Origin of the sequence: Streptomyces sp. NPDC024017 (genome assembly GCF_040638895.1) — a bacterium.
Taxonomy (GTDB): domain Bacteria; phylum Actinomycetota; class Actinomycetes; order Streptomycetales; family Streptomycetaceae; genus Streptomyces.
The window spans coordinates 189,939-205,023 of the sequence record NZ_JBEZYZ010000011.1 but is presented as its reverse complement, the minus strand read 5'-3'; the positions used below and the strand labels follow the sequence as shown (position 1 = coordinate 205,023).

General features: G+C 71.5%; 11 protein-coding genes. 5 read left to right on the top strand and 6 right to left on the bottom strand.

Features of this window, described 5'->3' with window-relative positions:
• Positions 1–8 precede the first annotated feature (8 nt).
• The 4 genes from AB0G20_RS28660 to AB0G20_RS28645 all read right to left on the bottom strand — a co-directional run bounded on the left by AB0G20_RS28660 (position 9) and on the right by AB0G20_RS28645 (position 3,715).
• On the bottom strand, positions 9–2,108 hold the full coding sequence (locus AB0G20_RS28660; protein ID WP_361307233.1) for a DUF4157 domain-containing protein: 2,100 nt from the start codon (positions 2,106–2,108) through the stop codon (positions 9–11).
• 191 nt (positions 2,109–2,299) lie between these two features.
• Positions 2,300–2,506, bottom strand: coding sequence for a hypothetical protein (locus tag AB0G20_RS28655; RefSeq protein WP_361307231.1), 207 nt, complete (start codon positions 2,504–2,506; stop codon positions 2,300–2,302).
• Positions 2,503–3,036 (bottom strand): DUF1275 family protein, encoded by a 534-nt coding sequence (locus AB0G20_RS28650; RefSeq protein WP_361307229.1) that lies wholly within the window; start codon positions 3,034–3,036, stop codon positions 2,503–2,505. Before AB0G20_RS28650 ends, AB0G20_RS28655 begins: the two co-directional genes overlap by 4 nt.
• Positions 3,037–3,100: 64 nt before the next feature.
• Positions 3,101–3,715, bottom strand: a complete 615-nt coding sequence (locus AB0G20_RS28645; protein WP_361307227.1) for a helix-turn-helix domain-containing protein — start codon at positions 3,713–3,715, stop codon at positions 3,101–3,103.
• A gap of 96 nt (positions 3,716–3,811) precedes the next feature.
• Between AB0G20_RS28645 and AB0G20_RS28640 the strand changes: the two genes are divergently transcribed.
• The 4 genes from AB0G20_RS28640 to AB0G20_RS28625 all read left to right on the top strand — a co-directional run bounded on the left by AB0G20_RS28640 (position 3,812) and on the right by AB0G20_RS28625 (position 10,924).
• On the top strand, positions 3,812–4,819 hold the full coding sequence (locus tag AB0G20_RS28640) for an alpha/beta hydrolase (RefSeq protein WP_361307225.1): 1,008 nt from the start codon (positions 3,812–3,814) through the stop codon (positions 4,817–4,819).
• A gap of 169 nt (positions 4,820–4,988) precedes the next feature.
• The gene (locus tag AB0G20_RS28635) at positions 4,989–6,371 is read left to right on the top strand and encodes an MFS transporter (protein ID WP_361307223.1); all 1,383 of its coding nucleotides are present in this window, start codon (positions 4,989–4,991) and stop codon (positions 6,369–6,371) included.
• A gap of 131 nt (positions 6,372–6,502) precedes the next feature.
• A complete protein-coding gene (locus tag AB0G20_RS28630) occupies positions 6,503–8,578 on the top strand; it encodes a SpoIIE family protein phosphatase (RefSeq protein ID WP_361307221.1) in 2,076 nt (691 codons plus the stop codon).
• A gap of 171 nt (positions 8,579–8,749) precedes the next feature.
• Positions 8,750–10,924, top strand: coding sequence for a SpoIIE family protein phosphatase (locus tag AB0G20_RS28625; protein WP_361307219.1), 2,175 nt, complete (start codon positions 8,750–8,752; stop codon positions 10,922–10,924).
• Positions 10,925–10,955: 31 nt separating this feature from the next.
• Here the strand turns inward: AB0G20_RS28625 and AB0G20_RS28620 are convergent, their stop codons facing one another.
• Together AB0G20_RS28620 and AB0G20_RS28615 are read right to left on the bottom strand one after the other, a co-directional pair.
• Positions 10,956–12,143 carry a type III polyketide synthase gene (locus AB0G20_RS28620; protein ID WP_361307217.1) on the bottom strand — a complete coding sequence of 396 codons (1,188 nt, stop codon included), beginning with the start codon at positions 12,141–12,143 and terminating at the stop codon, positions 10,956–10,958.
• Between the two features lie 229 nt (positions 12,144–12,372).
• The gene (locus AB0G20_RS28615; RefSeq protein WP_361307215.1) at positions 12,373–12,666 is read right to left on the bottom strand and encodes a hypothetical protein; all 294 of its coding nucleotides are present in this window, start codon (positions 12,664–12,666) and stop codon (positions 12,373–12,375) included.
• 393 nt (positions 12,667–13,059) lie between these two features.
• Here AB0G20_RS28615 and AB0G20_RS28610 point away from each other — a divergent pair, with 393 nt between their 5' ends.
• On the top strand, positions 13,060–15,063 hold the full coding sequence (locus AB0G20_RS28610; RefSeq protein WP_361307214.1) for a glycosyltransferase family 2 protein: 2,004 nt from the start codon (positions 13,060–13,062) through the stop codon (positions 15,061–15,063).
• The last annotated feature ends 22 nt before the right edge of the window (positions 15,064–15,085 follow it).

Genomic DNA, 15,085 nt, shown 5'->3' with positions numbered 1-15,085 from the left:
TGCCGCTCTCAATGCGCTGCACCGGCGCTGCCGCGTCTGCCGATCAGGTCCCTGTACAGGGCCGCGCGTTCTTCATGGGTCTTCGCCTCGGCGAACTCGGTCTTCCAGTCCCTCTCCAGGCGCTTCAGCTTCTGCACCCAGTCGCCGAACTCCCGCAGGTCGACGTGGCGCTGGCTCGAACCGAGGGGCGCTTTGGCGCCGGGCTTGTCGTCCTTGTGGCCGCCGAAGTGGCTCACGGGGTTGTTGTTCTTCTCGCTGCTCGTCACGCCGTGCTCGTAGCCGTCGGGAGTTCTGCCTCCCGGCCCGGCGGTCTCGATGCCGACCTGAAGTGCGCCGTCCCGTTTGCGGGTCGGAGGCTTGTACCCCATGAACAGGTGCCCGTACGACTCGTCCGGGAGGATGGTGTCGCCGTGGTAGTCGTTGTTTCCCATGCCGCCGACGGCGAGGGGCAGGCCGTAGAGGTGGCTGTGGGGGTCGAGCCAGTTCTGGACGGTGGCCCCGATCTCGCCCTTCTCGACGAACTCGCCCCGCGTGCCGTCCTTCTCGTTGTCGCCGATCTCCATGTGGTGCGTGCCGAATCCGCGCCGGTACACCGGTGCCTCCGGCGCCGATCGGGGCTCCCAGGCATTCCGGTCCTCCTTGGTGATGTGGAGCCACTGGGGCAGCTCGTAGCCGTGCTGGCCGTCGGCCAGTTGCGGGATACGGACGTTGACGCGACCGCCGTAGGCCAGGGCGTGGGCGACGTCGTCCTCGAAGTCCTCGTGGATGCCCGCCTCCGGGTTGAAGACCTTGAGCCCCTCCTTCAGGATCAGGAAGATCTTGGTCAGCAGCTCGGTGCCGCGCTCGACGCGCTCTCTGTGCTTCTGGGCGTCCGGTACGTCGTCGCTGATACCGGGAGGGAGGAAGGTCTTGATGAAGGTCTGGAAGATCTGCTCGTTGCGCTCCTCCTTCAGCTGATCCTTCTCGGTTTGCGGGGTCTCGTCGGCGTGCATGGCCATGTGGCGGCCGAGCTGGTAGTCCGATCGCGTGGGCTTGGCCGGTGGCTTCCCTTGGCCGCGGTCCTCGACGTTCTGCTGCCACCGCAGGGTGGCCACGAGCAGGCGTTTGCCCTCGGGCTGCTGGAGCCAGCCGCGGAAGTCGCCCGCCTCGATGTAGGCCGCCGCTTCGGCGTGGGTGCAGAGGCCCACCGTCTTCAGCCACTTGGGGTCCTCGGACTCCACGGCCCTGATCGCCTGGAGCTCCTCGCCCGTGAACCTCGGGCCACCGCGCACCCGCTTGTGGAGGACGTCCCGCACCTGCTTGTTCCGGATCTCCTGGCTGCCGCCGACGAGCAGCCGCGCCAGACGGACCATGGCCGGGGGTGAAGCCGTGGTCGGGGACTCGGTGGTGGCCGGCGACCCGGTCGTGGCCGCAGGGCCGGGCCGGTCCGCCCGCTGGACGGGGACGGGGACATCCCCGTCCCCGTCCACGCTGCGCTGCACCACCCCGCCGGCTGCGGCGGCCCCCGGCAGCGACAGGTCGGGGTCGGCGCCCCGGGCCAATTTCCGGCCGTTGGACCCAGCGCTCTTCTCGAACGGATCGTTCGGGTGGGAGACCTTCTCACCCTTGCCGTTGTCGGTGCCCGGCACGGGCCCCAGAGCCTGCTGGCGCACGTGGTCGACCTCTTCGAACATCACCTCATCGCTGACGCGGCTCCCGCCGAGCACGATGTGGGAGCCGGTGGTGTAGGCGAGGGCCCCGAGTTCCTCGGCCGAGCGCTGCGCGACGGGCTCGTCGTGGACGCGTACGTGGCCGAACTCCATGCCGTAGGCCTGTTCGGCCCGTTGACGGATGCGGGCTTCCAGGGGGCGTCCGGGGGAGCCGACGGCGTCGAGGGCCGAGGGGCGCCGCTGGACCGGCACGGCCTCGCCGGCGTCGCGTCCCCCGGGCTCGCTCTGCCTCCCTTCGGGGTGGCGCTCGTCCCGTGCCCGCTGGATCGCGCGGGTCACCGCAGCGTTGCCCGCGGCCTGTTGGAGGGCGACGAGCGGGGGCGGCGTGGCGGCCGGCCGGGACGCGGGGCGTCCGCCGACGCGGTCGGCGTTCGAGCGCTTCTGTGCCTGGGCATGCATACGCGATTCCCCTTCGTCGACGAGGGCCCTCTCCTCCTACCCGACCGGGGCCCCGAGCGGGGAGGTCCGCAGGGGCAGAACCGGGGGCAGTCCCGGGCCGCCGCACCGCGCTCTACCTGGTCGCGCCGACAGCACGGGACCGCTATCTGCCGGTGCGTGGCCGAGCGGCTGGTGCCGTGCTCCGCCGAGGCCTACGTCCTGTTCGGGACCGGATCCGCGTCGCGTGGCGGTGCGACCATGCCCACCACCGCGAGGAGCAGCACCGCCGCCGCGATGACGAGCAGCGCGCGCCCCGTGCCCAGCGGCACCAGCAACAGCGTGCTCAGCACACCGCCGCAGAAGATCCCGCCCACCGTGGCCGTCCACCGGGTCCTGGCCGGCCGCTGCTTCGCCGTCATCCGCGCAGCGCTGCCCGGGGGCGTCTCAGTACGTCGTTGATGAGCTCGGCGATGGCGGTCCGGCTCAGCAGCGTCGGCATGCTCGGTACATGGACGCGCAGGGCGGTGGAGGCACGCACTCCCATGGCCGGCGCGACGAGTGCGACGACCTCGTTGTCGTCCTCGGCGGGAACGGCCCCGGTGCCGTGTTCCGCCAGGGCCAGCACCCCGGCGCACACCAGCAGTACGGCCTCGCAGACCAGCCCGGCCGGGAACCACGGCCGTCTGCGTACAGCGAGCCACTTCAGGACGACGCCCGCGACGGCTGCCCCGGCGATGAACGCGCCGATCGCGGTGGCGGGCCGCGCCACCGGAACGTCGCCCTCCCCGGCGAGCGCGACCCTTCCCCGCGGCCCGGGACACGCGGTCGATGGATGCGGGCGGCCACGTCGAAGACATCGGCAGCAGCGAGCTCCGCGCGGGTCGGGCGGGCATGCAGGTACGAGGAGGCGGCCACGAGCCGCAGCCGGGCCCCGAACGCCGGGCGGCATCGGCCGTCCGTCCGCCCGGGGCACGGTGCCCCGGGCCGGCGGCCTCCCGGGCCGCCGCTGCCGCTCATGGCGTGAGCCGGGCCGCCAAGCCCTCGAAGTAGCTGCGGTGGAGGGCGGTCAGGTCCACCTGCTCGGGGTCGAGCAGCCACAGCAGGTGGGCCCCTTCGATGAACGCGGCCGTCTCCGCTGCCAGGATCCCCGGGTCGAGGCCGGCCCGGGCCGAGCCATCGGCGACGGCTCGCGTGAACAGGGCGGACAGATGGGCCCGCAGCGCTCGGCCGCGGTCCCGGAACCAGGCGTGGAGCACGGAGCCCGGCTGCAGGTTCTCCGCGGTGAGCGTGGTGTGCAGGGCAGCCAACTGGCCTTCGGTGGCGGCGGTGTACTCGGCGTCCCGGATGAACCAGTCGAACGCCTCGTCCAGCGTGGGTTCGGCGTCGGCCGGGACGGACAGCCGCTGCAAGGCGCGCCGGTCGGCTTCCTCCAGGACGGCCTGTACGAGTCCGTCCTTGCTGCCGAAGTGGTGGATGAGGGCCGAGGGCGTCGCGCCGGCGCGCTCGGCGATCGCGGCCACCCCCGTGCCGCGCACCCCCTGACGTGCGAACAGGTCGATCGCGGCGTCGACCATGGCGCGTCGGCGTTCCACGCCCCGCTTCTGCACCTGCCCCTTGACTCCAGCCATGGGCTCAGGTTGCCCGGACGGGGCCCGTGGCGTCCAACCCGGGCCCGACGGGAAAACCGGTGCGTGACGCGCACAGAACCATTACCTTGAACGACCATGCAGGAAAATGCACTCGAGAACGAGAACGAGAACGAGTACGAGAACGAGTACGAGAACGAGTTCCTGGCGGGCAGCGAGCAGATCGTCCGCGCAGACGACGTAGAGCTGTGGGCGGAAAGCTTCGGCGATCCTGACCATCCGCCAGTGCTGCTGGTCATGGGCGCACAGGCCCAAGGCATCCAGTGGAACGACGGCATCGTCCGCCGGCTGGTCGACGGGGGCCGACGGGTCATCCGCTACGACCACCGCGACACCGGCCGCTCCTCCACCGTCGACTTCACCGCCCACCCCTACACCGTCGCCGACATGGCCTCCGACGCGCTCGCCGTCCTGGACGCGTTCGGAGCCGCGCAGGCCCACCTGGTGGGCGCCTCCCTCGGCGGTCTCATCACGCAACGGCTGGCCGTCACCCACGCTCCCCGGGTCCTGACCCTGACGAGCCTGTCGTCACAACCCCTCGGTACGGACACGGCTGCGGCGGTGCAGCGCGCTCTGGAGGGCGGGTCCCCGCTTCCTGGGCAACTGCCTCCGCCCACCCCCGAGTTGCTGGCCGCGCTCACCACGGCCCTCCCCGAGCCGGCGGCGGGACTGGAGGAATACCTTGCCGCCCGACTGCCGCTGTGGCGCGTCCTGCACGGACGGGTGCTGCCGTTCGACGAGCGCGAGTACCGCGCGATGGAACGGCGGGTGTACGAGCGGGCGCGTGATCTGATGGCCGGGCTCCATCACACGCTCGCCGGGGCCGCAGGCTCGGGTTCCGCGGCCGAGTTGGCCTCGGTCACCGCGCCGACGCTGGTGCTGCACGGCACGGAGGACCCGATGTTCCCGCCCGCGCACGCCGAGGCCACCGCCGCCGCCATCCCCGGCGCCCGCCTGGTGATGATCGAGGGCATGGGCCACACCCTGCCCAGGGCACTGGACGACCGTCTGGCCTCCGAGATCCTGCACCACACGTCACGAGCCCAGGTAGGGTCTGGGCACAGCGAGTCACCCACGAGGAGCTGAGGCATGGTCGGTTTCCCGAGCGCGCGTTGACGTGTCGGCCGTTCATCGGCCTGTCATCGCGTGCTGCCCTTGAGGATGCGGCACAGCGAGCCTTCTCCTGCCCGAACCGCCGATGCACCGGTCATGTGCTCGGTGGCGGGCCTCGTTGTCGGCAACACAAGGGATTCCCGTGCCGTCCGCTTCCTCCGCCGCATCCGATTCCGCTCGACCTGTTCCGTCCAGCCTGTGGCGAGACGCCGACTTCCGCAGACTCTGGACGGGGCAGACAGCCTCCCAACTCGGTGAACACGCAAGCCTGGTGGTTCTGCCGCTCCTGGCCGTCCTGACACTTCACGCCAGCGCCGGCCAACTGGGCGTTCTCCGCGCCGTGGGGCAGGCGCCGATCCTGTTGCTCTCGCTCCTCGTCGGTGCCTGGGTGGACAGGTGGCGTACCCGCACGACGATGGTGCTCACCGACGCCGGCCGGGCCCTGGCCCTGGGCGCTGCCGCCCTGGCCGGCCTCCTCGGCCGGCTCGGCATGCCCGGCCTGCTCGTGCTCGCCTTCACCGTCGGCGCCCTGTCCGTGTCCTTCGACGTGGCATACCAGGCGTCTCTCGTACGACTGGTCAGACGCGACCAACTGGTGCCGGGCAACAGCGCGCTCGAAGGCAGCAGGTCCGCGGCGCAGATCGGCGGTCCCGCTCTCGGCGGGGTGTTGGTGTCCCTGCTGTCGGCGCCGATCGCCGCAGCCTCCAGCGCGCTGTTCTTCGCCCTGTCGTTCCTGTCGATCCGGCGGATCCGCCGAACCGAATCCATGCCGGAGCGCCCGGAGAATCCCCCTGGGATCTGGCAGCGGATCCACGAGGGCCTGCGCTTTGTCGCCGGCGATACCGTGCTCCGGGCCGTGTGCCTGGCCTCGGCCGCGTTCCAGTTCTCCTTCGCGGCCATGATGACCGTCTATCTGCTGTTCCTGCCAAGGGAACTGCACCTGTCGGGAACCGTCGTCGGGCTGGCGCTCGCGGCGGCCGGACCGGGCGCGATCCTGGGCTCGCTGCTGGCCGCCCGCCTGCCGAGCCGGTTCGGGTACGGCGCGGTGCTCATGGGGGCGGCGGCACTCGGCGACGGCGTGTTCCTGTGCGTGCCCGCCCTGGACGGCTCCGCTGCCGTGACGGTTCCCGCGCTCCTCGCGGTCGGCTTCGTGTTCGGGTTCGGGTTCGGCGGGCAGCTGGTGAATGTCACGGTCATGGCCGTCCGGCAGGCCGTCACTCCGGGCGGGATGCAGGGCCGCGCGGCCGCGACGATCACGTTTGCCGGAATGGGCCTGACCCCGCTCGGTTCTCTGGCCGGCGGATTTCTCGCGGGGGAGTGGGGGCTGCGCACCGGCCTGCTGGTGACGGCCGCAGGCATGATGCTGTCCCCGGTGGTGATGGCCCTCTCCCCGCTCGCACGCCTGGGACGGGAACTGCCGTCCTCGCACGACGGGCCGTCGGCGGCCTCCCACGCCGAAGCCCGGGGGATGGCACTCCGCGACATCGGCGAGGCGCGCGACTCCGCCACCGGAACCGGTTCATGACCTCGGTCGGAGCCGGGACGTGTGGAAGGCTGGAAGTGCAACGGTTGCTGACCTGCAAGGAGACGGCCGTGAGCGTCTGCCGAGGCAGGCGGGCGGGCCGGTGAGCTCGACAGGCCTAAGGGGCGAATGTGATGAGCCGAGCGAATCAGCCAGCGCAGCGGGCGGGTGATCCGGAGGAGGCGGCATCCGGCCCGAGCGGGCTGATGGACCTGCTGGGTGTCGCCGCGGTGCTGGTGGAGGCCGACGGCCGGATCGACATGTGGAGTCCGCAGGCCGAGGAGCTGTTCGGCTACACCGGTGGCGAGGCGGCCGGGCACTACGCGTCCACCCTGCTGCTCCATCCCGAAGACCGGGAGGCGGGGCTCGCACTGTTCGACGAGGTGATGGAGACCGGCCGAGGCTGGGCGGGACCGTTCCCCGTCCGGCACAAGGACGGCAGCACCCGGACGGTCGAGTTCCGCACCATGCGGCTGACGGACAACATCGGTGACCACTACGCGCTCGGGCTGGCCACCGACAGGGCCACGGTGCGGCAGGTGGAGCGCGAGGTGGCCCTCTCCAGCCAGTTGGTCACCCAGGCGCCGATCGGCCTGTCCGTCCTCGACACCGGGTTGCGGTACGTGGCCGTCAACGGGGCCCTGGCTTCCATGCACGGCGTCCCCGAGGCCGACCACGTGGGCCGCCACTTCCGCGAGATCCTGCCCGGAGCGCCCTTCGAGACCGCGGAGAGGCAGATGCGGGAGGTTCTGCAGACCGGCCTGCCCCTGGTGGACCGCCAGGTGGTGGGCCGTACCCGCGCCGACCCGGACAACGACCACGCCTGGGCCGTGTCGCTCTACCGACTCGAGGATCACAGCGGGAACGTGCTGGGCATCGCCAACGTGGTGGTGGACGTCACCGACCGGTACGAAGCAGCCAGGCAGGCCGACCGGGCCCAGGAGCGCCTGCGCATGATGGCCGACGGCTCGGCCCGCATCGGGACCACACTGGAGGTGGAGCGGACCGCCCAGGAACTGGCGGACGTCCTGGTGCCCGACCTGGCCGACATGATCGCGGTGGACATCCTGGACTCCGTCCTGCGCACGGGCCGCCCGGACCGCGGCGAGGGAACGGCACTGTTCCGAGCCCTGGCGGTGAAGACCGCGTACCCCACCGACGCCTCCGAGGCGATCATCGCGCCCGGCCACCTCACCGCCTACCACGCCGACCACCCGGCGGCCCACTGCCTCCGCACCCGCAAGCCCCTGCTGCTCACCCACCTCGAGAGCCGAGAGCTCAGCCGCATCGCAGCCGACGACACTGCCGCCGGCCTGCTCGCCCAGGCCGGCGTCCACACCGACATGGCCGTCCCCCTCATCGCCCGCGGAGAGATCATCGGCGTGATGGGCCTGGCCCGCGCGCGCAACCCGCAGCCCTTCGACGAGGACGATCTCACCCTCGCCTGCGAACTGGCCTCGTCCGCCGCCCTGAGCATCGACAACGCCATCCTGCACCAGCACATCCGCACCGCGGCCGAAACCCTCCAGCGCAGCCTGCTGCCCCAGCCCTCGCCTCGCCGCCCCGGCCTGGAGATCGCCGCCCGGTACCGGCCCGCGCAGGCCTTCAGCGAGGTCGGCGGCGACTGGTACGACGTCATCCCCCTCAGCGGTGACCGGACCGCCCTGGCGGTCGGCGACGTCATGGGCAGCGGCATCCCGGCAGCCACCACCATGGGCCGGCTGCGCACCGCCACCTCCACCCTCGCCGACCTCGACCTCGCCCCGAGCCGGATCCTCACCCACCTCGACAAGATCACACAGGGTCTGGACCCCTACATCGCCACGTGCGTGTACGCGGTCTACGACCCCCACCACGCCCTCTTGCACGTGGCCTGCGCCGGCCACCTGCCCCCCGTTCTGGTGCGCGCCGGCAGACCACCCGAACTGCTCGACCTGCCCACCGGCACCCCACTGGGAGTCGGCAGCGGTCCCTTCGAAACCTCCGCCCTCGCCATGAACCCCGGCGATCAACTCGTCCTGTACACCGACGGCCTGGTCGAGACCCGCGACGACCCCATCGACAAGCGCCTGAACGAGCTCCTGCGCCTGCTCTCTCCGCCGTACCGCTCCGCGGAGGAGACCTGCGACCGGCTGCTCCGGCAACTCCGCAATCCGGCTGACCATGACGATGTCGCGCTGCTCATCGCCCATGCACAGCCTCTGAGGTGAGCACGCCCCCCGCCCCCGCCCCTACTGTCCGCATACACCGTGCAATCGCTGGTGTGTGCGAAGCGGCCCCCGGTGTTATTCAATGAGGTGTGCGGTCAGGGATCTCGGGGCCTCACCGCACGGGTCCGAGTACGGCCCCGGCACCGTGCCGGGGATTGCTGAGAGAGCCGCATGGACTCCACACCCTCGCCCTCACCCCCGCCCTCGTCCTCCTCGGCGTTCGACCTGGTCAGCCGCGCTCTGGGGCGCTACATCCCGCGTGGCGGAGCGGCAGCGCCCGCCGGTTCCGGCGATGCGCAGGGTGACCGCGCCACGCCCCGGCGAGTCCCCGACGACCCGGCAGCCGGCCGTCAGGAGCAGATCCTCGGCGCGGTCAACCTGGACAGGGACCTGGTCATCACCCGCTGCAATCTGGAAGCCCCTGTGTTCGCGGGTCTGGACGCCGGGGCGGGGCGGCCGTTCGTCGATCTCCTGCCCCCTGGGGACGTACCGACGGTCTCACGGCGGTTGCGGCAGGTCGTGGAGAGCGGTGAGGCGCACGTCGCCCGAATCCAGAGGCTGCGGCGCGATGACGGGTCTGAGCTGGTGGTCTCGATGAGCATCCTGCCGGCCGCGGCGCCCGAGGAGGGTCTGACCGTCTCCGTGATCGCCATGGCCAGGAGACTGCATCTCTACGCCGCCGAGACCGCGATCGGCACCTCGCTGGACATCGGCGAGACCGCGCAGTCGCTGGCGGAGTCCCTGCTGGCCTGGGGAGACGTTGCCGCCGTCGACCTCGACTTCGCCGTATGGACGGGCGAGGGAGTCACCGGGAAGCCGCAGGGGCGCATCCGACTGCGGCGGGCGGCCCTGGTGCCGGACCGGGTGTGGCCCGAGGGCTATATGACGCCGGGCGACGATCTTCCCGGCGACGCGAGTCGCCTGCTGGCGCAGGCGGTGCTGCGGGAGGATGCCCCGCAGACCATCGTCATACCCGACCGGCAGGCGGTCGAGCGGGTCTTCGGCAGTCCACGGGTGGTGCGTGCCCTGGTACCCGGTGACCGGTCGGCGGGTCTGGCGTGCATACCGTTGGTCCTGGACGGCGCGCCGCCCGTCGTACTGGGCGTGGCGGAGGTCTGGCGGCGGGCGGACTGCCCCTTCCGCGACAGCGAGCTGTTCGACCTGCAGGAACTGGTCGCCAGAACCGCTCACCACGTCGACCTGGCCCGTCAGCACCAGCGCGAGCACACGCAGGTGCTGGCCTTGCAGCGCCGGCTCCTGCCCCGCGCCGGCGGCGACACCATCGAGATCGCCAGCGTCGACCAGCCCGCCACCCCCGACAGCGCGGGTGTCGGCGGCGACTGGGTGAACAGTTTTCCGCTGCCTGACGGCCGTACCGCGCTGGTGGTCGGTGACGTCGTCGGGCATGGCCTGGGGGCCGCGGCGACCATGGGCCAGCTGAGCATGGAGGCCCGCGCGCTGCTGTCCGCGGGGCTCGCGCCCGACCAGGTACTGGAGCACCTGGACGAGACCGTGACGCTGCTGGACGACGCGGAGTCCGGGCTGGCAGCTGGCTACAGCGCCCTCGGGTCGACCTGCTGCATCGCGATCTACGACCCGGTCAGCCACCACGTGACGTTGTCCAGCGCCGGCCACCTCCCCCCGATCCTGGTTTCCCCGGACGGGCGCGCGGCCCCGCTCTCGATCCGCCCTCACCCCGGCCTGGGTGCCGAGTTCGCGCTGCGAGAGCCGTTCGACGTGTACACCATCGGCGTGCCCCCGGGCTCCGTGCTCGCGCTCTACACCGACGGCCTGGTGGAGGATCCCGCGCTGTCGATCGACGAGGGCATCGACAGGCTGGCGGACGCCGTGGCCACGGTGCACCCCTGGGACGCCTTGCAGCAGACCGCACGGCACGTCGTCTCCGCACTGGCGCCCGCGCCCCAGCGCGACGACGTGACCCTGCTGCTCGCGCGGATGATCGGCTACCGCAAGGGGGACACGGCGACCTGGCGGCTGCCCGCCCGCGGCGACGCCCCCGCCCGAGCCCGCGCGGAGGTCTCCGCCCTGCTGAGGCAATGGCGAGTCAGGGACGGCACCCGGGACAACGCGCTGCTGCTGGTCAGCGAACTGGTCACGAACGCGGTGCGCTTCGCCACCGGTCCCGTCACGGTCCGGCTGATCAGGGCCGGTCAGAGCCTGCTGTGCGAGGTGGGCGACACCGGAAACGGCAGGCCACGCCTGAGGCGGGGCGACCTGCTCGACGACGGCGGGCGTGGCCTGAGCATCGTGCACCGGCTCACCACCCGGTGGGGGGTGCGGTGGACGGACACCGGAAAGGTCGTCTGGGCGGAAGTCGCGAGGTGACGCGGCTACGCCTCGGGGGCGCGGGCGCGCACTACAGCCACTGCCCTTCCAGCGCGGTGGCCGTGAGACCCGGTGCCGCCGCGTACAGAACGGCGCGATTGCCGGGCTTCTGCTGCCCGGCGTCGTGCGCCCGCCGCAGGATGTCGAACACGGCGGCGCCTCCGCGGTTGCCGCTGGTGTAGCTGTCCCGGCTGTAGTCCAGCAGCCCCGACGGCCACGCGTCGGGCATCGTCTGTTCCATGTACTCCAGCACGCGGGTCCCCCCGGGGTGCGCGAGCAGTACGTCGGGGTGCCATGAGTCGGGGTCGTCCTGGTAGCGGGCGCGCAGCCACTCCCACATCGCCGTGACGGTCTCCTGCACGGCGCGCGGCCCGCGCCGGTCCATCACGAAGTGGGTGCCGTCCGCCCGTGTCTCCAGGCGGTGCAGGTCCCCGGTGCCGGGCAGGGTGTGGTGCCAGGCGGCGTCCAGTCGCAGCACCGACTCGGGCCTCGGGCGGCCCGTGACCACCGCGGCGACAGCGGTGTCGGCGAACAGCAACCGGACGATCAGGGACTCGAGGGTGTCGTCGGCGGGCTGGTAGGTCGTGCTCAGCGCCTCGGCGATGACGACCAGGACCACCCGGTCGGGGTCCGCGGCCACGAGCTCCGCCGCCAGTGCCAGGGAGCGGGTCCCCGCGATACAGGCCCACTGCGTGGCCGGCAGCAGCATCACGTCGTTGCGGAGCGGCAGCCTGTTGGCCAGGGCTATGTCCAGACCCGGCAGTGCCGGGGTGGTGGAGTGGCTGGTGATCAGGCAGTCGACGTCCGCGGGGTCCAGCCCGGCTGTCTGCAGGGCCCCGCGCGCCGCGTGCTCCCCGTAGGACTGCACAGCCTCCCAGGCCGGCGCGGTGCGCTCCTGGACGGTCTGCGGGGCGGGTATCGCCTCGAGGGCGGTGATCACGCGGTCCACGTCCTGCTGGGTGAACCCGTCGCGTGCCAGCGCCTCTTGGGCCCGCTCGGCGCCGACAGCCCGCAGGCCGCCGCCGTTGCCGGGGGCGACGGCGGTCTCCAGGGGAAGCATCCACCGACGGGTGTCGATGCCCGTACTGGCCGCGATGCCGTCGATCCGCGGCGCCCACGCCGCGTTTGGGTGCCGGTCGCTCACCTCCGCCACGATCTGGCTGGTCTTCACGGCATGCTCACCGTGTATCACGGCGGGTGGGCAGAGGTAAGCGGCCATGATGAGGCACCTTCCAAGGGGGACGGGGAGAATGTCGCGAGTGCTGTGCCATGGGTCACTTTGAAGCATCGCGCCCAAGAGGGTGCCGATGAGCCCCACTTAGGGCATCGGCATCCGTTTCGAGCATGCCCGCCAAAAGGACATTTCCGCTGTGATGCAGACAACTTAGGCGGACTTTGGGGGGTGTGACACGGCACACACCGCCGCAGCGGAAGGCGAGTTGCCGCACTCACGACGGAACGGGTTCCAGCTTGCAGCGGAAGTGGCGGAGCAGCGGGGGCTGTTCGACCAGGCGGTATCCCGGGATCCGCTCCTTGTCCTTGGCTGAGGCCGTACGTCCTGCGGGGAAGCGCGAGCCGGACCAGCTCGTAGGGCGCTGCGGTGACCGGGTGCCGTTCTCGTCCTCGCTGCCGAGGTAGAGGGAACCCAGTTCGACCGAGCGGATGCCACCTTCCAGGTAGAGCTGGCAGGCGAGCGCGCGTGGCCGGGGAAGCCTTCCGTAGCGATGAGCAGCAACTCGCACCGCTCGGTGAGGCTGCGGTCACGCAGGCCCAGGAAGCCGCCGATGTGGACGACGCCGTCCTTCTTCGCGCTCATCAGGCAGCCGTCGGCCAGCCGGAACGCCTGCTCGGCGACCTGCCGCGGGCTCATGTCCCGGCAGCCGGCCTCGTGCTGGGTGACCAGCCAGGCGTTCTCGGCGGTGGGCGGCGCCCAGGAGTCACGCCGCCCGGCTGCAGTCGCCGACACGCACCCGAACGGGTGGTTCCCACACTCCGACGGCGTAGGAGGAGGCCCTACGTCGGGCGGGCAGGAGGGGCCGCGCCGGAAGCTCCATGGAGCCGCTTGTCGCCCGGCCCCGGCAGAAACCGGACTGCCTCCCTCACCTCCGCACCGCCCCACGGCCCGGGAGCCCCTCATGTCCCTTACGACCCCTCCCCGCGTGAGCGTGATCATCCCCGCGTACAACGCGATGCCGGAACTGACGAAGTGCGTCACCTCCGTCATGGAGCAGACGCTCGGTCTCGACATGATCGAGATCATCGCCGTGGACGACGGCTCGACCGACGGCACCGGACGTGAACTGGACCGCCTCGCCCAGACCTGCTCCAGCCTGCGTGTCGTGCACCAGCCCAACAGCGGAGGGGCCGGAGGCCCACGCAACACCGGCCTGGACATGGCCGGCGGTGACTACGTCTTCTTCCTCGACTCCGACGACTACCTCGGCCCGGACGCCCTGCGCCGCATGGTCGCGATGGCGGACGAGAACCGCACCGACGTGGTCCTCGGCAAGATGGTGTCGGTCGGCGGACGAGCCGTACCGACGGCGGTCTTCTCACACAACCAGCCCAGGACGGACGTCTTCTCCTCCGCGGCCTACCGCACCCTGGGCTGCTGGAAACTGTTCAGGCGCTCGCTGATCGAACGGCTGGGCCTGAGGTTTCCGCCGTACCGCAACTGCGAGGACAAGCCCTTCACCGCCGCGGCCTTCCTGAACGCCGACGGCATCTCCGTGGTCGCCGACTACGACTGCTACTACTCCCGCAATCGCCAGAACGGCAACAACCTCACCCTCACCGCCGCCGACCTCGTCCACCGCATGGACGGCACCCGGCTGTGCTTCGAAACGGTCGCCCGCTACCTGGACCCCGGACCGCGCCAGGACCGGATCATGCGCCGCCATGTGGAGTGGGAGTTGTGCGGGCCACTGCGTGCCCTGCTGCCCCGGGAGAGCGAACAGCGGGCCCGGGAGCACTTCTACCCGCAGTTCCGGCACTGGGCCCAGAGCTATGTGACCGACGGCGTCTTCCAGTTGCTCGCCCCGGAGGACCGGCTGATCGTCCACCTCCTGCGCACGGACCGCTACGAGGACCTCATGACCGTGGCCCGGCACGCCAAGGAGGACGCGGGACGCGGCCACGTCGTCGACAAGGGCCGCGTCTACTGGTCCCACCCCTTCTTCCGTGACCCCCTGAAGGCGGTCCCGGACGCCTGCTTCGACGCCACGGACCGCATCCCCGTCCACCATGAACTGGCCGAAGCGGCCTGGACGGGCGACGGCGTGGTGCTCCGCCTCGCCGGCCACGCCCGCATCGAGTCCCTCGGCCCCCTCCAGCCCGCCACCCAACTGATCCTGCGCCCCAGGGACTTCCGGCACCCGGACATCCGAGTGCCCGTGACCGTCGGTACCGCACCGCGCCACGGTGACGACGCAGCAGTCGGCTTCACCGTCGATGTGGACCTGAGCACCGTGGACGCGGGCGCCCCGCTCGGCAAGGGGACGTGGGACCTCTACCTGGATCTACGCGCCCAGGGCGTCAGCCGGACCGTGAGGCTCCGACAGGCCCGGACGGACGCGGACGGCCGAAGGGCCGCTCCACCGCAGCGAGAGATGACCACCGACTCCCGGCCCGGGCACCATCCCACCACCGCACGCCCCTTCTTCACCCCCCACGGCAACTTCTCCCTGGATGTCCGGCAGGCCAAGGCCGAGCCGGCATGCCGGGTGACCGGAATCGCCTGGGACGCCTTCGCATCCACCACGCTCATCGTCAGCGGACGCCTGACCGCCGAGTCCGCACGCCACCCCGAACCCACCGCCCTGCGCGCCGAAGAGGACTCGGGCTCGGTACGAGAGGTACCCCTGCTGTACGCACCGGACGGCAGCCGCACCTTCACCGCCCGCATGCCGGTGGGGACACTGCGCCCAGGACGGTGGACGCTGACCCTCCGCACGGGCGACCCGAAGAACCGCATTCCCCTCCCGGCCACGAGGGGACTGTCCGGCACCCGTTGGTTCCGTGCCTCCCGGCTCGGCCGTCCCTATTACGCCAAGCCACTCTCTGGCGGGCCGAAGGGAGCCCTGGTGCTGCGCGTGGCGCCGGTCAGGCTGGCGGCGGCCCTCCGCCGTCGACTCGGTTGACGCCCTGACCGCTGTCTACTGG